Annotated in this window: 14 protein-coding genes and 1 pseudogene; 8 read left to right on the top strand and 7 right to left on the bottom strand. The window is 70.0% G+C overall.

Annotation, left to right across the window (positions count from 1 at the left end; all coding sequences use genetic code 11):
• Positions 1–341: 341 nt before the first annotated feature.
• Positions 342–1,037 (top strand): annotated as a pseudogene (locus tag ABZ319_RS36290) (BTAD domain-containing putative transcriptional regulator); the annotation flags it as partial.
• A gap of 1,179 nt (positions 1,038–2,216) precedes the next feature.
• Complete coding sequence (locus ABZ319_RS36285) at positions 2,217–4,742, top strand: ATP-binding protein (protein ID WP_354991101.1); 2,526 nt, start codon at positions 2,217–2,219, stop codon at positions 4,740–4,742.
• Between the two features lie 53 nt (positions 4,743–4,795).
• Here ABZ319_RS36285 and ABZ319_RS36280 read toward each other — a convergent pair whose 3' ends face one another.
• Both ABZ319_RS36280 and ABZ319_RS36275 read right to left on the bottom strand, forming a co-directional pair.
• Positions 4,796–5,641, bottom strand: a complete 846-nt coding sequence (locus tag ABZ319_RS36280) for an alpha/beta hydrolase (RefSeq protein ID WP_354991100.1) — start codon at positions 5,639–5,641, stop codon at positions 4,796–4,798.
• Between the two features lie 278 nt (positions 5,642–5,919).
• Positions 5,920–6,177 carry a GlsB/YeaQ/YmgE family stress response membrane protein gene (locus tag ABZ319_RS36275; RefSeq protein ID WP_354991099.1) on the bottom strand — a complete coding sequence of 86 codons (258 nt, stop codon included), beginning with the start codon at positions 6,175–6,177 and terminating at the stop codon, positions 5,920–5,922.
• A gap of 234 nt (positions 6,178–6,411) precedes the next feature.
• Between ABZ319_RS36275 and ABZ319_RS36270 the strand changes: the two genes are divergently transcribed.
• Positions 6,412–6,837, top strand: a complete 426-nt coding sequence (locus tag ABZ319_RS36270) for a hypothetical protein (RefSeq protein ID WP_354991098.1) — start codon at positions 6,412–6,414, stop codon at positions 6,835–6,837.
• A gap of 67 nt (positions 6,838–6,904) precedes the next feature.
• Here the strand turns inward: ABZ319_RS36270 and ABZ319_RS36265 are convergent, their stop codons facing one another.
• Both ABZ319_RS36265 and ABZ319_RS36260 read right to left on the bottom strand, forming a co-directional pair.
• Positions 6,905–7,519: a TetR/AcrR family transcriptional regulator gene (locus ABZ319_RS36265; RefSeq protein ID WP_354991097.1), complete on the bottom strand. Its 615-nt coding sequence runs from the start codon at positions 7,517–7,519 to the stop codon at positions 6,905–6,907.
• Positions 7,520–7,561: 42 nt separating this feature from the next.
• Positions 7,562–9,034 (bottom strand): hypothetical protein, encoded by a 1,473-nt coding sequence (locus tag ABZ319_RS36260; RefSeq protein ID WP_354991096.1) that lies wholly within the window; start codon positions 9,032–9,034, stop codon positions 7,562–7,564.
• A gap of 149 nt (positions 9,035–9,183) precedes the next feature.
• Here ABZ319_RS36260 and ABZ319_RS36255 point away from each other — a divergent pair, with 149 nt between their 5' ends.
• Positions 9,184–9,876, top strand: a complete 693-nt coding sequence (locus ABZ319_RS36255) for a hypothetical protein (RefSeq protein ID WP_354991095.1) — start codon at positions 9,184–9,186, stop codon at positions 9,874–9,876.
• A 13-nt stretch (positions 9,877–9,889) separates the two neighbouring features.
• Here ABZ319_RS36255 and ABZ319_RS36250 read toward each other — a convergent pair whose 3' ends face one another.
• Complete coding sequence (locus ABZ319_RS36250) at positions 9,890–10,924, bottom strand: YncE family protein (RefSeq protein ID WP_354991094.1); 1,035 nt, start codon at positions 10,922–10,924, stop codon at positions 9,890–9,892.
• A 374-nt stretch (positions 10,925–11,298) separates the two neighbouring features.
• On the opposite strand from ABZ319_RS36250, the gene ABZ319_RS36245 reads away from it, so the two are divergent.
• Positions 11,299–13,095, top strand: a complete 1,797-nt coding sequence (locus ABZ319_RS36245; RefSeq protein WP_354991093.1) for a hypothetical protein — start codon at positions 11,299–11,301, stop codon at positions 13,093–13,095.
• Between the two features lie 148 nt (positions 13,096–13,243).
• Positions 13,244–13,867: a GNAT family N-acetyltransferase gene (locus tag ABZ319_RS36240; protein ID WP_354991092.1), complete on the top strand. Its 624-nt coding sequence runs from the start codon at positions 13,244–13,246 to the stop codon at positions 13,865–13,867.
• 30 nt (positions 13,868–13,897) lie between these two features.
• Here the strand turns inward: ABZ319_RS36240 and ABZ319_RS36235 are convergent, their stop codons facing one another.
• Positions 13,898–16,528, bottom strand: coding sequence for a DNA translocase FtsK (locus ABZ319_RS36235; protein WP_354991091.1), 2,631 nt, complete (start codon positions 16,526–16,528; stop codon positions 13,898–13,900).
• 174 nt (positions 16,529–16,702) lie between these two features.
• Positions 16,703–17,320, bottom strand: coding sequence for a TIGR03085 family metal-binding protein (locus tag ABZ319_RS36230; RefSeq protein ID WP_354991090.1), 618 nt, complete (start codon positions 17,318–17,320; stop codon positions 16,703–16,705).
• 267 nt (positions 17,321–17,587) lie between these two features.
• Between ABZ319_RS36230 and ABZ319_RS36225 the strand changes: the two genes are divergently transcribed.
• Both ABZ319_RS36225 and ABZ319_RS36220 read left to right on the top strand, forming a co-directional pair.
• Complete coding sequence (locus ABZ319_RS36225; RefSeq protein WP_354991089.1) at positions 17,588–17,977, top strand: DUF4189 domain-containing protein; 390 nt, start codon at positions 17,588–17,590, stop codon at positions 17,975–17,977.
• A gap of 28 nt (positions 17,978–18,005) precedes the next feature.
• Positions 18,006–18,560, top strand: coding sequence for a hypothetical protein (locus ABZ319_RS36220; RefSeq protein WP_354991088.1), 555 nt, complete (start codon positions 18,006–18,008; stop codon positions 18,558–18,560).
• The last annotated feature ends 443 nt before the right edge of the window (positions 18,561–19,003 follow it).

The following is a 19,003-nucleotide window of genomic DNA, read 5'->3' as shown; positions in this document are numbered from 1 at the left end:
CCTGGGGACGGGAACGGCGGTGGCGGCGTCGATTCGGCGGGATCCGGGACTGCCGGGTCGCGCAGCGCGCGGGCGCCGCACGGTTCGGCCTCAATCACATGGGTGTTCGGCCGTGACATGCCGGGTGCGGCGGCCCCGTGGCGGGGTGCACGGGCGAGGGCCCGCGGGGGCGAAGGGCTCCGGACTCAGTAGAGTCTCCGCGTCGGTGACATGTCATTTTCCGGGCGCGAGGCAGGCCGGAAGCGACTGATCGGCCGCCCGCCGCCATCGGATACGACGCGGGCGCGGCGCGAGCCCCCGGGTTCGCGCCGGTGAATTCGGCTACGGGCGTGGAGAGGTGCATGGGGCGGGCGAGCGCGCTACAGCTGATCCTGCTCGACGGGGTCGAGGCGCGCATCGACGGTGAGGTGCGGCCGCTGGGCCCGCCGCAGCGGCGCGGGATCCTCGCGGTGCTGGCGATGCGGCGGCGGCAATGGGTTTCGGCCGCGGCACTGCTCAACGCGCTGTACGAGGACGAGCCGCCCGCCAGCGGGACCGCGGTGATCCAAACCCACATCTCGGCGTTGCGGCGGGTGCTCGAACCGACGCGGGCGCCGCGCACCCCGGCGGCGGTGCTGCTGTCCGGCCACGGCGGGTACCAGCTGCGGATCGATGACGATCAGGTCGACCTCGGGGTGCTGGAGCGGCTGGTGGCCGAAGCGGACCGGGCGCGCCGCGCTGACGACGGCGAGCTCGCCGCCCGCCGGTACGCCGAGGCGCTCGCGCTGTGCTCGGGCGAACCGCTCGCGGGCATTCCGGGTCCGTGGGCCGAGCAGCAGCGCGCGGCGCTGACCGAACGGCGGCTCGCGATCCTGGAGGACAGCCTCGAACTCGCGGTGGCGCGGGGGCGGGCCGATCAGGCGATCGACACGCTGCGGGAGCTGACGAACGAGCACCCGCTGCGGGAACGCCCGCGGGCGGTGCTGATGCGGGCGCTCGCCGATCGCGGCCGGCGCTCGGAGGCCCTGGCGGTGTATCGCGATACGCGGCGGCTGCTGGTCGATGAGCTGGGCGTGGAACCCGGCGCGGAGCTGCGCGCGCTGCAGGATCGGATTCTCGCCGGCTGGGAGGCCGTGCCCCCGACGCCGCCGGTCGCACCGGCGGCGGCCGGATCGGCAGCGGCCACACCGGCAAAGGTCACCTCTGCAACCGTCAACTCGAGTACAGCCACACCGGCAACGACCACCTCGAGTACAGCCACACCGGCAACAGCCAACTCGGCAACGGCCCATGCAGCGGCCAACTCGACGGCGGACATTCCGGCGCCGCTCGGTGCTGCGGCCGCCACACCCGCAGCGCTCGATTCGGCAGCGGCCACGCCTGCAACGCCCGGCTCGGCGACAGCCACACTGGCGACGGCCCAACCAGCGGTGGCCGGATCGACGACGGCCGACTCGGGTGCGGCCGGATCGGCAACGGCCACACCAGCGCCGGACAACTCGGCAACGGCCACAAAGGCAGCGGTCGGATCGGCAACGGCACCACCTGCAGCGCTCGATTCGGCGACAGCCACACCGGCGGCGGCCAACTCGGCAATGGCCAGCTCGAGTACAGCCACACAGGCTGCGGTCGGTTCGGCAGCGGCCAGCTCGACGGCAGCCATTCCCGCAGAGGTCAACTCAAGGGCGGACAATCCGGCAGGGCTCGGTTCGGCAGCCGCCACACCTGCAACGCCCGATTCGGCGACAGCCACACCGCCGCCGGGCCCGCCAGCGGTGGTCGGATCGGCGGCGGCCAACTCGAGTGCGGTCGGATCGGCAACGGCACCACTGACGGCGGGCCCACTGGCGGCGGTTGGATCGGTGGCCGCAGTCGGACCCGCACCGATTGACCCGGCAGCCGCAGTGGTCGGATCGGCGGCGGCACCACCTGCTGCGCTCGATTCGACGACAGCCACACCGGCGGTGGTCAGTTCAGCAGCGGCCACACCGGCAAAAGTCACCTCTGCAACCGTCAACGCGAGTACATCCACACCGGCAACAGCCAACTCTGCAACGGCCACACAGGCAGCGGTCGGATCGGCAGCGGTCGGACCCGTATCGATTGAACCGGCAGCCGCAGCGCCCGCAGTGGTCGTGCCTGCGGACAATTCCTCGGCGGCGGTCGTGGCACCGGCTATTGGTTCATCGGGGATGGGCCTGATCGCCAATGGTGCTGTGCCGACGCCCAATACACAGGTGTCAGCGTTGGTCGACCGGGATCGGGAGCTTGCCGAGCTCTCCGCTCTGCAACGCCGGGCGGCAGCGGGAGCCGGCGGGCTGGTCATCATTGCCGGTCGGCCTGGATACGGCAAGACCGCACTGCTGCGGGAACTTTCGCTGCGGAGCCCTCGCGCGTCGAGTATCGAGCTGACTGCGGGGAACGAGGACCTGGCCGGCGAACTGACGGCGGTTCTCGTACGCGCCGCGGCGACGGCGGCCGGTGGCCGGAACCCGGGTGGAGCACTCCCCCACGGCACGCCGGTGGCGGTGGCGGGGAGGGACGGGGAGCTCGCCATCGCGGGGCAGTTGCGAGAAGCGCTGGGCGAGTTGGGCAGCGGCGAGGCGGTGCTGGTGCTGGTCGACGGGGCCGAGCTGATGGATGAGCGGTCCGTGCGGGTGCTCATCGCGCTGGCGCCGGCGTTGCGGCGGTCGCGGGCGCTGATCGTGATGGCGCTGGACGGGCGTTTCTGGGATCCGGGGGCGGTGGAGCTGCACGCGCGGCTCGAGCCGGTGGCGGTCGCGGTGCTGCGGCTGCGGCGGCTGGGGCTCGACGCGGTCGGCGAGTTGTATCGGCGGCGGACCGGGGTGGCGTGCCCGCCCGAGCTGGCGGCGGAGATCGCGGCCGCGGGCGCGGACATCCCCCTGCTGGTCGACGCGCTGATCGCGGACATCGGTGAGCGCGGTGATCGCGGGCGGGTGCCGGAACAGCTGCTGGACGGGCGCTATTCGCGGGCGACGCAGCGCCTGCTGCGCGGGTTCTCCGCGCGCGGGTCGGCGATGACGCGGGCGCTGGCCGCCCTGGACGAGTTCGAGCCCGGGGTGACGGCGCTGGCCGCCGCGTGCGATCAGCCACCGAGCGAGGTCCGGCACCGCTGCGAATTGCTCACCGACGCCGGGATTCTCGCGGCCGCCGAGCCGCCGCGGTTCCGGCACCGCTTGATCGCCACGACCGTGCACTGGCTCGGCAGCCTCGGTGAATCGGCCCGATTCCGGACCGCGGCCGCGGAACACGAACGCGGCCGGGGCTATTCGGCGCGGCGGGTGGCGCGCTACCTGCGCGATCTGTGCGGGCCGGAGTTCAGCCGCTGGACCGTGGTGCTGGTGGACGCGGCCGAGGAGTGCCTGCGCGAGTGCGTCATCGTGGAGGCGGTGCGCTGGCTGGAACTGGCGCTGCGGATCTGCACACCGGAACAGCGGGACGAGCTGCTGGTGCGGCTCGGGCAGGTGCAGCTGTGGACCAATCCCGCTGCGGCGCGGGCGCATTTGACCGAGGCGCTGCTCGGGCAGCGCGCGCATGCGACGGCGACGACCGCGGCCGTGCCGCTGGCCTGGACGATGGCGATTCGCGGCGAGGCGAGCGCCGCCATGCGCATGCTCGACGCCGTGGTCGCGGAGACCGAGGACCGGGATCCGCACGGCGCGGCGGCGATTCGCGCCTCGATGTGGATGATCGCCGGGCTCTCCGCTCAGACGTGGCGCGAACTGGTCGCGGCGCAGCGGGATCGCGCCGCACCCGATCTCATCTCCGCGTCCATCATGACCTGGTCCGATGCCTTCGGCGTCCGGATCGACGCGCGGACCGCGGTGCGCGCGCTCGCCCCCGGGCACGCCGACGGCACGCTGCCGAGCCGGCTGCTCGGATTGCTTGCGCACCTGCACATGTGGGCCGGTGAGCTGGACACCGCGCTGACGCTCACCGAGCAGCGCGCGGACCAGCATTTCGGTGCGATCGACACCTATAGGGTCATACTGCGCTCCGAAATCATGCTGCGCGCGGGCGACTTTCGCGGCGTGCTGGCCGAATTGGGGCCGGTGCTGGGCGATATCGACGACGAGTTGATCGCTCCGCCCGCCGCGGTGGTCGCGCAGTACGCGCACGCGCTGATCGGCCTCGGGCGGCTGCGCGAGGCCGGGCACTGGCTGGACCGGCGCACCGCCGGCGCGAGCCCGGAGACCTGGGAGTGGACGGTGGTCCTGCACATTCGCGGCCTGCTGTGCGCCGCGCGCGGCGAATCCCGCGCGGCGATCGGCTATTTCCTCGAATGCGGGCGACGGGCCGGAGTCGTGGGCATCACCAACCCGGCCCACATCCCCTGGCGCAGTGCGTCGGCCATGGAGTTCGCCCGGCTCGGCGAACTCGACCGGGCACGCGAACTCGCGGACGAGGAACTGGCCCTGGCCGAACGCTGGAACACTCCCGCGACCATCGGAAGAGCTTTGCGCGCAAGAGCTTCGGCAGCCCCGGACGGCCCGGCGGCGGACATGCTCGACGAGGCCGTGACCATCCTGCGCACCCAGAACAGCCCCGTCGAACTGATCCCCGCCCTGATCGACCTCGCCCGCGCTCTCCACGCGACGGGCAATCCCACCCGCCCCGCACACCTGCTCGGGCAGGCTCGGGAACTCGCCGCCCGCATCGGTGCCCGCGAACTCACCGACATCGACACGATGACGGCGGCCATCGCCGCGACGGCCGCGAATCCCGCCGACCCGATCACCTAGTACGGACGCTCACAGCGAACTGCCGTGCAGGATCCGGGACAGCCGAGCGCGGATCAGCGGGCCGCCACCGCCGCCGCGGCCTGGTCGATGACGCGGACGACCGCGTCGGGGTGCGAGACCGCGATCGCGTGGCTGCCCGCGTGCTCGGTGACGACGGCCTTGGCGCGGCCGGCCATCTCGCGCTGGCCGGCGGGCGGGATCATGCGGTCGTCGGTGGCGACCAGATACCAGGACGGCAGGGTGCGCCAGGCCGGTTCGGCGGTCCGCTCGGTGAACGCCGCGACCGAGATGGGGCGCTGACCGGCGGCGAGAACCGCCGCCCGCACGGGGGCGACGTCCTGGGCGAAGTACCCGGGGAACTTCTCGTCCGCGATGCGCAACTCGGGAACGGGGTCGCCGCCCACCGGGTGCGGGACGGTGATCTCGGTTGCGGGCCCGCCGAAGCGGCCGTCGAGTTCGCCGAGGGATTCGCCCTTGTCCGGGGCGAACGCCGCGACGTAGACGAGCCCCGCGGCCTTGGCCGACCCGGCCGCGGCATTGGTGATGACCGCGCCGCCGTAGGAATGCCCGACCAACAGGGTCCTACCCGGCATGGCGTCGAGCAGACCGCGGATATAGGCGCTGTCGTAGGTCAGCCCGCGCAACGGCACCGCGGCGATGGTGACCCGAAACCCTTTGGCCTGCAACTGTTCCGCGACGCCGCCCCAACTGGATCCGTCGGCGAACGCGCCGTGCACCAGCAGGACGCCGGGCTTGCCCGGGTCGACGGCGGGCACGGTGGCGGGTGCGGCCTCGGGGGCGGCGGGCTTGTCGGCGGAGCAGGCCGCGGCGGCCAGCGTGAGGGTGAGCGCGCCCATGAGGATCATGGTGCGGCCGGACCGGCGAAGCGATGTACGCATGGGTGGTGATGCCTCTTCCGAAGTCGTTCGTCGCGGGTGTCTGCGCGACCGGCCGGAATCGTCCGGCCGCGGCACTCGGGGTGAGCGCCGGCCCCAACACTTGTCCCACCGACTCAACAACGACTGAACGATCTCGGAACGAGCAGCTCACGGGGTGAATTCATGGCGCGCGCAGCGTGATTCACCGGGCCGGGCGAGGGCGGCGGGGGAGAACGACAACGGCTCACCGGACCCGTTGGGCGGGCCGATGAGCCGTCGGTGGAACAGGGCGAAAGGGGTTAAGCGCGAACCTTGTTCACGATCCACAGGAGCAGGACCGCGCCGCCGAGACAGGTCAGGAAGCTGAAGATCAGGCCACCGCCGCGGACGTCGACGCCCAGGAGGTTGAGCAGGAACCCGCCCAGGAGGCCGCCGACGATGCCGACCACGACGTTCATGATCACGCCCTGCTGACCGTCCGTACCCATCATCTTGCTGCCGATCCAGCCGGCCAGACCGCCGATGATGATCCATCCGAAGAACCCGAGTGCGAGCATCACATCTCCTACCGATCGCCGGTGCAGTTCCGTGGTCTTCCCATGGTCACCCGTCCATCGGCGGAAATCGGACGCTGACACGCCGGTCGCGGACATCGAAATCTGTGTTTTCTTGCTGGCAGTATCGAGAGAGAACCGAGAATCGCTGGTCACAGGCTCGTAGCAGGCGTTCGGCACGGAAACCCGCGCGAGGAGATCGCCGGGGTCAACGGCACCAGGAACGTGGAGGACTCGATGGACTCGAACATCCGGATTCGGCGCGCGCACCGGTGGCTGGGCATCGCGTTCGCGGCGACCATCCTGATCGTGTTCCTCGGGCTGGCGCTGTCCGGGCCGGACTGGCTGTACTACCTGCCGCTGTTCCCGCTGGGGCTGTCGTTCCTCACCGGGGCGTACCTGTACGTGCGCTGGTACACCGGCGCACGGCGCACCCCGGCCGTCGCCGGGGCAGGCTCGGCGTCGCGGGTCCGGCCCGTGCACCGCTGGTCGGCGGTGATCTTCACCCTGAGTGTGCTCGCCACCTCGGTCGCCCTGTCGCTGCCCGAGCCGATCGAATGGGTGTCCTACATCCCGCTGTTCCCGCTGCTGGCCCTGCTGGTCACCGGCCTGTCGATGGCGCTGCGGACGCGGCGCGCGCGGCCGGCCCCGGCGCGGGGCTGAGCACCCCGCCGCCGGGCGATCGGGAACCGCCACCGCCGGTGGGCCGGCATCGCATTCGACGATCCGGCTACGGCGTGCACCAGATGGTGCGGGTGAAGACCGCGGTGAGGGTGTCGACCTTGGCGGTCGGGTCGGTATCGGGTGCGAGGGAGTGTTCGTAGCCGGCGCGCCACATCATCGCCATCAGCGCATCGGCCAGGAGCGGGGCGGGCGGGCCGGACGGGGCACGGCCCGCGGCTCGTTCGGCGTCGATCAGGGCGGAGAGCCTCGTAAGGATACGCGTGTGCGCCTCGGCCCAGGCGGTCTCGACCCGCTCGTCGCGCTCGGTGGAGCCGAAGGCGCGCAGGAGGGGACCGTGGTGACGCCAGCGGTCGAGGTAGCGGGCTATCGCGCGGTGGAAGGCCTCGGGCAGGGGCGGGGTCAGGTCGTTCATGAGCTCACCGAGCTCGGCGAGGCTATCCGCGACCAGGGTGTAGACGACGGTGTCGCGGGAGTCGAAGTAGAAGTAGAACGTCGAGCGGGACAGGCCCGCGCCCTTGGCCAGTTGATCGACGGTGATGGCGGACAGGGGTTGTTCGGCCAGCAGGCGGCGTGCCGTCTCGAGGATGGCGGCCTCGCGCTGGTCACCCTTGCTGGGACCGCGGCGGCCGCGAGTGGGCGCGCGGCCCTGTTGCGCGGTCACCGCGTCCCGTTCGCCAGTTCGTCCCGATACACACGGGCGAGCTTACCGAGGGCCGGGCAGCCAGGGTGCGCGCAGCAGTTGCTCGGTGAGGCCGGTGAGGAATCGGGTCTGGCGGTGGGCCAGCACGGGATCGAGCCTGTCGAGCTCGCCGCCGGGACTCACCCGAATCAGGTAGTTCGGACCGGCGATCGCGGTCACCGTCGGAATACCCAGGCGGAAGGGACCTGTCGCCTCACCGTAGAGGTTGTTCGTATACGGGCGCGCGACGATGGTGCGGTCCAGATCGCTGGAATCCAGTGCGGCCGCGACGGTTCCGGTGAGCTGCTCGTTGTTGCCGACGCCGAGGACGAGCATTTCCGGCGCACCGGTCGCCTGCCACGAGCCGTCCGCGCCCGAATCCCATTGCAGCGCACCGAGATGCTCGGGGACAACGGCGGCCACGATGCGATCCCTGATCTCGGGATGCTGTTCGAGCCATCGATCCGGATGCACGCCGCTGCTCGACGACGTCATGTGGGTCGGCGAGAAGACGACGCAGATGTCCCGATCGCGGTGCCCGACAGGGATTTTCGTGAAGTAGTCGGCCATGGCGAGGACGGCGGCCGCGCCGTTCTCCTCGATGGCGTTCTGACCGTCGGTGTGCGTCATGAGCAGTACAGCGCCCGGCTTGTTGCCGTTGCCGGGCACAGTCGCGACCAGATAGTCGATCGTGGCGAAGGGATCGGTGTCGGCGGTCAGGGTCAGGGTCGCGGTGACCGGTCCCCGCGCGAGCATCGCGCGCAGCCGGGCGCCCTGCTCGCGGTCGAGGTGCAGCCCGGGCAGCCCGTCCTGCGGTTGCTGATGCGGGGTGTACTGACCGCGCGCGTCCTCGGGCGCGAACGGCAGGATCGAGATCGCCGCCAGCGCGCCCCGTTCACGCAGTGCGCTGAGCTTCTCCCCCGTGGCGCCGAGCCACAGCCTGGAGATGTCCTCGAACGCGGAGTCCAGTAGCAGCGTGCGCGGTCGCGCGGTCACGGTGACCGGGGCGAACACGCCCGCGACGAGCTTGGTGACGGGCCGGTCCACCATCGCGATCCGGCCGGTCAGGTCGGCTCCGCCCGCGGCGTCGGCCACGAGCCCGGTGATGCCCTCGGCCGGCGTCGTACCCGAATACGGCCAGTAGTAGGCGACCGGAATCCGGTGCGTCTCCCCCGTCGCCTCGGTCACCGTCAGTGACCAGTCGCGGGCGTTCCAATATTTCAGCGGGGTCGGGAACCGTTCGACCTCGAGGCCGAACGACGCCAATTCCGCTGCGAGAGAGTCGATCCAGCGCCGGTGCGCGGGGCTGCCGGTGAATCGCGGTCCGCACGCGGCCATGCGCTCCACCCAGCGCCACATCGTCTCGGCGTCGAGCAGGTCGGGGCCGGGCGGCGCGGCGGCGGCTCCTCGGGGCAGCGCCAGTGCGCCCAGCGCCGCCAGCGAGCCGGCCAGCAGGGTGCGCCGGTTCAGGGATTTCAAGGGTTGGACATCGCTCACGCAGGCCATGGTTCATGCCCGGCGAGCAATAGTCAACACAGTGTCGAGAAATATGGACATATCGTTGATTCTATGGTTATCGTGTTGCCCACGTCACAGCGAGCCACTCGGCACGTGACGGATTCTCAGCTCCGGCACTAAGGAAATCCATGAAGAAACCCCTGATCCTGGCCTGTTCGCTGCTCGCGGCCGCGAACCTCGCCACCGCCGTCGCACACGCCGACGACGCGTCCCCCGCCGACGTGCGGTTCACGGTGACACCGGGCGAGACGGCCACGGCGATCACCATCGACGCCGGCGCACTGCGGGTCGAGAACGGGGTGTTCAGCATCGAGTCCCCGCGCGGGGACACCCTCGCCCGAGCCGAGATGTCCTTCCGCGTGGACGATTTCGTCTTCCCCATCGATGCCGCCATCACCGGCCGCGACGCCACCCTCACTCCGCGACTGGATCTCGCGCACGCCGCCTACCGGCCCGTCGCCCTGCCCTTCGAGAACGAGGCCCCCTGGAAGACCCAGTACGAACGCGAACAGGCCGCCTGGGCCCGGCTCACCTCGACCCTGCAACTGGGCGCGGCCATCGGCACCGCCGTCGGCGGCATCGGCGGCGCGGCCGTGGGCTGCGTACTGGGCGGAATAGCCGGGGCCACCATCGCTTCGGCGGCGATCATCGGCCTGTTCGGCGGCTTCATCCCCGCCGCGGCGGTCGGCTGCCTCGGCGGCATCGTGGCGCTCGGCCCGCTGGGCACCCTCGCGGGCACCCTGCTCGTGACCGCTCCCGTGACACTGCTGGCCGCCGCCCAGTACTTCACGACGATCAATTCCCCACTGCCCAAACGATGATGCGGTACGCCGCTCAGCGCGGGACGACCACCAGCTCACCCGCGGTGCGCAGGTACAGGGTGTGAGTCACCGGATCCGCCGCGAATCCGAACAACGGTGAATCGCCCGCGGGGATCGAACCTTTCGACTGCCCGTTCAGGGTGTCGATGACGAGGATCTCGCCGTCGAGGTATTCCGCCTGGGTCACGTACGCGGTGTGGGTGGCGCGGTCGGCGGTCAGCAGGCCGTGGCCGTCGGTGTCGATGGTGGCGAGCACCGTCCGGCGGGCCAGGTCCACGGCATAGACCAGGTCGTCGTACTTCGCGTACGCGGTGCGCGAGACGGGATCCAGCACGAGATCGTTGCCGTTGCCGGCGGCGGGCAGCGCGATGAAATCGATCGTCCGGCGGGAGTCCAGATCCACGACCAGAATGCCCGTCACCGGATTCATCCGATCGGGATTCTGGTACTTGGTGATGACGTAGGCCGTGCGCGCGGTCTCGTCGATTTCGGTGTGAAAGGCCGCGCTACCGACGGGGATCGACTCCAGAACCGACGCGGTTCGCGGGTCGATCACCGTGAGGGCGGAGTGGCGGTTGGCCATGTCGGCGGGCGCCTGATACACCGACTCGAAGCTCTGAAGATTGGTGACGTACACCAGATGGGTGACGGGATCGACGGCGATCGACTCCGCTTGTTTGCCGGTCTGCACCGTCGCGACGGGCGTGTTCGTCGCGGTGTCCACGATGATGACGCCGCCCGGCCGATTGTCGCGCTGATCGCCGGGGTACACGGCGTACAGGCGGCTCAGTGCGGGGTCGACGGCAAGCTGGGTCACGCTCTCGGCGAGCGCGATGGTGGCCGTCACCCGGTTCGTCCTGCCGTCGATGACCGACACGGTCTTGTCCTGATTGGACACGTAGATCGATCCGGTGCCGGAATCCACCGCGGGATCCGCGAACTCCGTCGATCTGCCGACCGAAATCGCCGCGTAGGAAGGACTTTCGGGGCCGCCGGATTCCTTTCCGGCGAGGGTCACGACGCCGACGAGAACGAGCAGAACCACCACGGCGGCACCGACCGCGGCGAATATCCGGGGCCGGTTCGACCCCGGCCGGCCGGGCGCCGGCGCCGGGAAGTTCGCCGGTCCGGGCACAGGGGCCGGATAGTACTGCGCCGCAGGCGCTTTGGACATTGACACCACCGGTTCGGCCCGTCCGGCAGGGACCGCGTTCGCGGTACCCGCATCGCCCCGCACAATCCGTTCGTCCATTGCCCGTCAACCCCCACTCGTCCCCGGCGAACCGGCCCCGACCGTACCAAGGCCCGCCGCGCCGGGCACGATCGGCCATTCCTTCGCGATCACAGTGCACAAAGGCGCGGCGACAATTCCGTTCAACTGCCGAGTGACAGTGATTTCGGATAGTGAAAACATCCCAAGTTATGACGAGAAGCACTCGGGTGCAATGGCGTACCCGTGTTCACAGGGGGCGGAATTCGGCGCGCCGCAGCAACTTCGCGCTCGCGGTGGCGCTGGGCGTGTGTGCGGGACTGTCGATCGCGCCCGGGACGGCCGGGGCGGAGCCCGAGGCCGCGAGCGCGGCGGTGGACCGGCAGGAACGGGTGCTGTCGGAGCGGGACGGGATCGTGGTCTCGGCCGTGAGTTACCTGCTGCCGCTGCCGGCGGGCGCGCCGGCGCATCCGGCCGAGTGTGACCGGGTCGGATACCTGCGGTACCGGACCGCCGAGGGGGCCGCGGACTCCGCGGGAGCCGACCGGATCGTGATCCAGGAGCAGGGACTCGGCGGCGGGGCGGTCAATTCCGATGGGGTGGCGGCCAATACGGTGCGGTCGGCGCGATCGATGGGGCAGCACATCGAGTTCTGGGCGCTCGCACGGCGCAGTACATGCCTGGACGAGACCTTCGGATTCGATGCCGCGCTGCGCAGTGGAAACTACCTCGACGCGGTCGACTTCTATTTCAACGGCAAGGAACTCGAGGGGCGGCGATTCCCCGGGTTCAAAACCAATGATCAACTCGCGGTGCTCGATTCCATGGGAATGGAGCGCGTGCTGTGGGATCAATTCGAGGTCATGCGGCACGAACTGCCGACACGCGAAGAGCGGCAGCGGAAGTTCGTGTGCACCGGCATCTCGCTCGGCGGGCTGGTGACCGGGTTCTTCGCCGACTGGAACTTCGGGGCCGCCGGGCACGGAGCCGACCAGTGCGCCGCGTTCGCCGCGCAGGATTCGATGGTCTCCTCCGATCCCGTCGCGCTGCAGAACACCCCGATTCTGCGCGACCTCACCGACGCGCTGATCACCCCCTTGGACGGGGTGCTGCAGACCGGTTTCAAGGCCGGGATGCTACCGCGCACCTTCGGATCCATTCCGGTGCTGGGCGCGCGGACCTTCCTGCTGTACCGCCTGGCCGGGCTGGCCGCGCACCTGGACCCGGACGGGGAGAGCCAACTGCTCGCGCACCTGCCGCGCGATCCCGAAATCGAACTGACCCTGAACTTCCTGACCTCCCCGACCTGGGCGGGCTTCGCCGCCAACGGCGCGGACGGATCGGCCGCCATCCGCGAGTTCCGGTTCACCAACACCGCGCTGCTGGGCATGCTGATCGACAACAACTCGGCCAACTTCGTGCTGACCCAGCAGGGTTTGGGAGCTCTGGACGGCGGACCCGTCGAGCTCAAGTCCTTCCCGACCCCGGGCGAGGTCACCCAGATTCCGCTGATCGGATCGTTCCTGCGCATGAGCGCCGGCACGCAGCAGCGTGTGTTCCCCACCGACCGCGCCGCGCTCTACACCTGGCGCAACTACAACGATGTGCGCGGAATCCCCTACACCGCACCGAATCACGAGGTCGCCGACATCGTCGAGGTCTCCCGCCAGCTCGGCACCGGATCGCCCGGCGCCTACTGGGAGACCTATTTCCCGCTGCGCCTGGTGATCGACATCGGCGCCGGATTCGGCGGCTCGCGCACCGGCGAGATGGCGGCCCTGACCGGGCGGGCGCTCTCGCGCACCAAGCCGAACTTCGTCGCCTTCGCCGGTGACAGCCCCGTCCCGCCCGCCGTGGGAACGCTGTTCCCCGCCCCGGCTCTGGCTCAGGTGGTGACCCTGCCCGGCTACAACCACGTCGACACCATCGGCGCGGCGGCCGTGCAGAACGACGGCCAACCCGACCACAGCGGGCAGCAACTGGCCGCGTTCATCAAGAGCCTGGGTTAACGGCGACCCGAGCACCCCAGTGGCGGCTGCGGCCTTCGGGCGGCGGCCGCCGACTCCTTGCCGCGGCGGCACATCCGCTCCCGCGGCAACCGCCCCGCCCGCGCGAAATTGCTGGTGAAACGGCCCGAAATGTCGTTAACATCCGTAAGTGCGCGCAGAAAGACAGCCCTCCCACCGGATCGTGCGGCCGGGAACACCCGGGGACATTCCGATCGTCGCCCGGCTGCTGGCCCGAGCGCTCGAAGACGACCCGCTGAGCCGATGGTGGTTCCCCGCCCCGAGCCGGCGCCAGGCACAGGTGGAACGGCTGATCGCGTCCTCGGCGTGGGACGCCTACCGCCGCAACGACGGAATCGACATCGCGACCGACACGGCCGGGGTGATGACCGGCGCCGCGCTGTGGCAGAGCACGCAGTACCCGTGGCGGGTCGGGCCGTCGTTCGAACAGCGCGTACAGGGATGGCGGATGTTCGGGCGACGCGCGCGCATGGCCACCGAACAGGCGCACGCGGTCGCGGCCCTGCACGCGCCCGAACACCATTGGCACCTCACCTCCCTGGGCACCCGCGCGGACATGCGCGGGCTCCACTACGGCAGGGAACTGCTGGAATGGGGCCTGGAACGCTGCCACGCCGACCGGCTGCCCGCCCATCTGGAAACGAGCAACGGCGACAACGTCGCGTTCTACGAGAAGTTCGGCTTCGAGACCACCGGGGTCCTCGACCCACCCGGCGGTCGCCCCCGGACATGGGCGATGCGGTACGAGCCCTAGGCCAGGCGACACGCGCCGCCGCGCCACCGGTCAGTCGTCGGCGTCGTCCCCGGAATCCGGTCCCCCATCGTCGCCTCCGCCGCGAATGCTCCACAGCAGACCGTCGAGCTCGTCGGGCTTGACCAGCACATCGCGGGCCTTGGAGCCCTCGCTCGGGCCTACCACGTTGCGGGTCTCCATCAGGTCCATGAGGCGGCCGGCCTTGGCGAACCCGACGCGCAGTTTGCGCTGGAGCATCGAGGTCGAGCCGAACTGGGAGGTCACGACCAATTCGATGGCCTGGACCAGCAATTCGAGATCGTCGCCGATATCGGCGTCCACATCCTTCTTCTCCCCGGCCTTGGCGGCGGTGACGCCGTCCTGGTACTCGGGTTCGGCCTGCGTCTTGGCGAAATCGACGACGGCCGTGATCTCCTCGTCGGAGATGAAGGCGCCCTGCAGGCGAGTCGGCTTGCTCGCACCCATAGGCAGGAACAGGCCGTCGCCCATGCCGATGAGCTTCTCCGCGCCGGGCTGATCGAGGATGACCCGCGAGTCGGTGAGCGAGGAGGTCGCGAACGCCAGCCGCGAGGGCACATTCGTCTTGATCAGGCCGGTGACCACGTCCACCGACGGACGCTGGGTCGCCAGCACCAGGTGAATGCCCGCGGCACGGGCCTTCTGGGTGATGCGGACGATCGCGTCCTCCACATCGCGCGGCGCGGTCATCATCAGGTCGGCGAGCTCGTCGACGATCGCCAGGATGTACGGGTAGGGGCGGTACACGCGCTCGCTGCCCAGCGGCGCGGTGATCTGCCCGGACTTGACCTTGCGGTTGAAGTCGTCGATATGGCGAACCTTGTTGGCCTGCATATCCATATAGCGCTGTTCCATCTCCTCCACCAGCCAGGCCAGGGCCGCCGCGGCCTTCTTGGGCTGGGTGATGATGGGGGTGATGAGATGCGGAATGCCCTCGTACGGGGTCAGTTCCACCATTTTCGGGTCGATCAGGATCATGCGCACCTCGTCGGGCGTGGCCCGGTGCAGCAGCGAGACCAGCATGGAATTGACGAAGCTGGACTTGCCCGAACCGGTCGAACCCGCGACCAGCAGATGCGGCATCTTCGCGAGATTGGCCGCCACGAACTCGCCCTCGATGTTCTTGCCCAGCCCGATCACCAGCGGATGATGATCCCCGCGCGTGGAGGACGCCTTCAGAACGTCGGCCAGGCGCACCAGTTCGCGATCGGAGTTCGGCACCTCGATGCCCACCGCGGACTTGCCGGGGATGGGCGCGAGCAGGCGCACGTTCTCGGTAGCGACCGCGTAGGCGATGTTGCGCGCCAGCGCGGTGATCTTCTCGACCTTCACGCCCGGGCCGAGCTCGACCTCGTAGCGGGTGACCGTCGGGCCGCGCACGAAACCGGTGACCGCGGCGTCGATCTTGAACTGGACCAGGACCTCGGTGATCGCCTCGATCATCGATTCATTGGCCGCACTGCGCTGTTTGGGCGGCTCGCCATCGGTCAGCAGGGACAGCGGCGGCAGCTGGTAGTCGCCGTCCACCTCGCGGTCGGTGACGAACTCGAGCTGCTGCGGCGGGGGCGGGGTCTGATCGACGACCTTGGGCGGGGCCTTGCGCGCCTTGGCCTTCGGCTTCTCCTCGGCGGCCGCGGGCACGGGGGCCACTGCGTTCTTGGCGGCCTGCAGCGGCGGTTCGCCGATGATCTCGGTGACCGAATCCGAGCCGCTGAACTCGTCCGGCGGGTAATTGTCCGAGGGGTTGCGCCCGCGCCGGCGGCGCGTGCCCTGGTGCAGCGGGAAGCCGTCCGCGTCGTAGTTGGCCGGATCGTAGAGCCCGGGCTCGTCGGAGTAACGCTCGTATTCGTCACCGCCGCTGCCCGTCCCGAAGATCTCGCGCAGCGCGTCCGGAACCTCTCGCACGGTCGTGCCGGTGAGCAGCAGCAGCCCGAAACCCGCGGCCAGCAGCAGCAGGGGCACCGCCAGGAAAGCGCTGAGGCCGTCGCGCAGCGGACCGCCCATGACGAAACCGGCGAACCCGGCCGCATGCGCACGACCGTGATAGTCCGTCGGCGCGCCCGCGGCCAGATGCCACAGGCCCAGGACCGGCAGCCCGGTCAGCAGACTGCCCAGCACCAGGCGCGGGCGGATCTCCGGATTCGCCTCGGTGCGCATGAGAATCACCGCGATGCCGACCAGAACGAAAGGCAGTGCGGCCGCGACGGATCCGACGACCCAGCGGGTCACCGCCTCGACCCAGTTCCCGATCGGGCCGCCCGCGGACAACCAGACCGCGGCCACCACCACGAACGCGACGGCGAACAGGCCCAGCGCGATCCCGTCCCGCCGGTGCCCGTGCTCGATGTCGCCGGCCTTGCTGACCGCCCGGGTGGCCGCGCCGAGTCCGCGCGCGAGCATGTTCCAGCCGGTGGTGACTCCCCGGCGCACCACCGCCAGCGGCGCGGTGTCGGAGGACCTTCGAACCGCGGGACGCCGCGCCGGAGCCGGGCGGCGTGCCGGGCGCGGGGCTCGCCCGGCCGCCGGTTGCGCACCGCGCGCGGGCGTACGAGGAGCGCGGGCCTTGGACCGCGCAGGCGTCTGGCCCCGCGCCGATCCCGCTCGCGAACGTGGGTTTGCGGTACCGCGGGCCTTCCCTGCCATGCGTCCAGGCTAGCCGCAACCGCACCATACAAACCATCCGCAACACACGACCCACGCATATCAGGCCATGTGGCGCTCACCTCGTCCACCGGTGATCAGGTGGTCGCGGCCGCTATCGAGTGGAACACAGGTGCGGCCGAACCGGTGGGAAAACACGCCCGGGCAGCGAACGGATCAGACGCTGCGGTCCAGCGCGTACACCGCTTCCACGTCCGCGGGATCACCGGTGGCCTCCAGGCGCACCGCGTTGCGGCCGAACGCGTGGAACAGCAACTCCGACGGCTTGCCCGCCAGGACCACCGTGCGCTCCCCCGCCTTGTGCGCCACCACGCGCGCACCCTCCGGGGTCGTCAAGGCGATGGTGACCGGGGACTTGCGATACGCCATGCGCGACAGCTTGGTCAGCACGTTCCACAGCGCGGTCTCGTCCGCGGCGGACAGCTCACGCGGGACCCAGTCCGGGCTCGCCCGGCGCACGTCCTCGTGGTGCACGTACATCTCGGTGAGATTCATCAGGGAGTCGAAGGGGCGCAGCAGCAGCGGCGGGCCGGTGCGCACCTGCTCGAGCAATTGCGGGAAGGGCCGCTGCGCGACCTTGCGCTGCACGCTCTCCAGATGCGGAGCGAAGGGCTTCAGCAGGATGCCGGGCGCGGCGTCCGGGCGGCGCTCGCGCACGATCAGATGGGCGGCCAGATCACGCACCGTCCATTCCCCGCACAGGGTGGGGGCATCCGGGCCAACTTCGGCCATCGTCTGCACCATTGCTCGACGTTCCCGCTGGGCCATGCTCATACCCGAACCCTAACCGGACAAACCATCCCTCGCATCGTGCGGTAGCCGGGAGGCATCACCCCGCAGCCTTCTTAAGCGAATCACCCGGTTCGCCATAAGCCCGGCCGCCGATCATGAATGGCATCGGATCCATCAGCGGCAAATGAACGGCTACCCATAAACCGCCGCCGCGCACCCGGTTCCGGGTTGGCGTCATCCAATTCGGGTCGGTAGCTTGATCACTCGGTCCATCAGGGTCATGGACCGTAGCTTACGAAGGGCAACATCTTGAAGAAGATCGTCAGCGGCGCGGCCGTGATGGTTGCGACCATCGGCTCGCTGCTCGCCGGTACGACGGCTCCCGCCACCGCGCAATACGCACAGAACTACGGCGCCATCGCGCTCTCGCCCTCGACCGGGCGCATCGGCTACTCCGCCGACTACGGCAACACGAATGCCGCGCAGGACGGCGCGATGAGCGAGTGCAGCTACAACGACTGCCGCGTGGTCGCGTGGTTCTCCAACGGCTGTGGCGCGGTGGCGTATTCCTCGCGCACCCGGATGTACACCTACGGCGCGAACTCCTCGCGGGCCGCCGCCCGCACGCAGGCGCTGAACCGCAACGGCGCCGGCGCCTCGGTCATCCACTGGAACTGCACCAGCGGCTACTCGCTCTAATTCCGAATTACATCAGGGGAGAAATTCGTTGAAGCACACCATTTTCCGCGCCACCGCCGCCGTGGCGCTGGCCGCCTCGGCCTTCGGCCTGGTGGCCTGCAGCACCAGTGAGAGCACCTCCGACGGCCCGAGCACCACCACCTCCGCGGCCGGCGGCAAGTTCGAGGGCAGTGCCGGAGATGCTCAGGAGACCGGCGCCGCGCCGTCCACCCCGGAGATCCCGAACCTGGCCAAGCCCACCGTGGCCGAGCTGAACGACAAGATCACCAAGGCGTTCGACCCGACCATCGACGCCAAGACCAAGGTCTCCTGGATCGAGGACGCCGGCCAGGATCCCGAACTGGTCGCCAAGCTCGTCGACGCCGCCAAGAAGAACGACGTCAAGGTCGAGGTCATCAGCGTGCCCGAGCCAGTCGACGGCAAGATCAAGGCCGACGCCAAGGTCACCATCGGCGGAGCACCCGTCGACAATGCAACCGTCGAATTCGTCGCCGAGGACAACCAGTGGAAGGTCGACCACCAGTTCGCGTGCCGCGTGGTGCGGGCCGCGAACCTGAATTCCGCCGCCTGCCAGGACGAGTGAACGTTCGCTGACACCCGCCCCGGCAGCCCCGCTGCCGGGGCGCAGGGCAACCCGGGTTCGCCGACCGCTCGTAAGGCAACCCACACCCGTCCGGCCGAGAGTGACGACGTCGCCGGATCGGCGATACCACTACCGGCCTCGGCCGCAGCGTGCCGGACTCACTCATCCACGCCGCCAAAGACCTCGACGGCCTGGACCCGGATGCCCTCGCCCGAACGGGGAGCGCCGTGCATACACCGGCGGGGCCGACTCGAGGCCCCCGGGCGTAGCGGCGAATTTGTTCATACCGCTTGATCATTCGAAGCGGCGGTAGGCAGCCATGCCCGCGCAACATTCTTGAATGCGCATATTTCAATCTAGGTATCCCGTGACCACGCTCGGCGCATCGCACCGCGGGCACTACGCGGAAGCGCGCGGCCCCGGGGGGGGGCGGGCGCGGGCCG

This window comes from Nocardia sp. NPDC005978 (genome assembly GCF_040614455.1).
GTDB lineage: Bacteria > Actinomycetota > Actinomycetes > Mycobacteriales > Mycobacteriaceae > Nocardia.
The sequence above is the reverse complement of the archived record's forward strand: the minus strand, read 5'-3'. Positions and strand labels throughout refer to the sequence as shown.

What these genes read in the sequence shown, in the direction of transcription:
- ABZ319_RS36245 (WP_354991093.1), top strand. Translation starts at nt 11,299, where the DNA reads ATGACGAGAAGCACTCGGGTGCAATGGCGTACCCGTGTTCACAGGGGG.
- ABZ319_RS36275 (WP_354991099.1), bottom strand. Translation starts at nt 6,177, where the DNA reads ATGCTCGCACTCGGGTTCTTCGGATGGATCATCATCGGCGGTCTGGCC.
- ABZ319_RS36230 (WP_354991090.1), bottom strand. Translation starts at nt 17,320, where the DNA reads ATGAGCATGGCCCAGCGGGAACGTCGAGCAATGGTGCAGACGATGGCC.
- ABZ319_RS36255 (WP_354991095.1), top strand. Translation starts at nt 9,184, where the DNA reads ATGAAGAAACCCCTGATCCTGGCCTGTTCGCTGCTCGCGGCCGCGAAC.
- ABZ319_RS36270 (WP_354991098.1), top strand. Translation starts at nt 6,412, where the DNA reads ATGGACTCGAACATCCGGATTCGGCGCGCGCACCGGTGGCTGGGCATC.
- ABZ319_RS36280 (WP_354991100.1), bottom strand. Translation starts at nt 5,641, where the DNA reads ATGCGTACATCGCTTCGCCGGTCCGGCCGCACCATGATCCTCATGGGC.
- ABZ319_RS36235 (WP_354991091.1), bottom strand. Translation starts at nt 16,528, where the DNA reads ATGGCAGGGAAGGCCCGCGGTACCGCAAACCCACGTTCGCGAGCGGGA.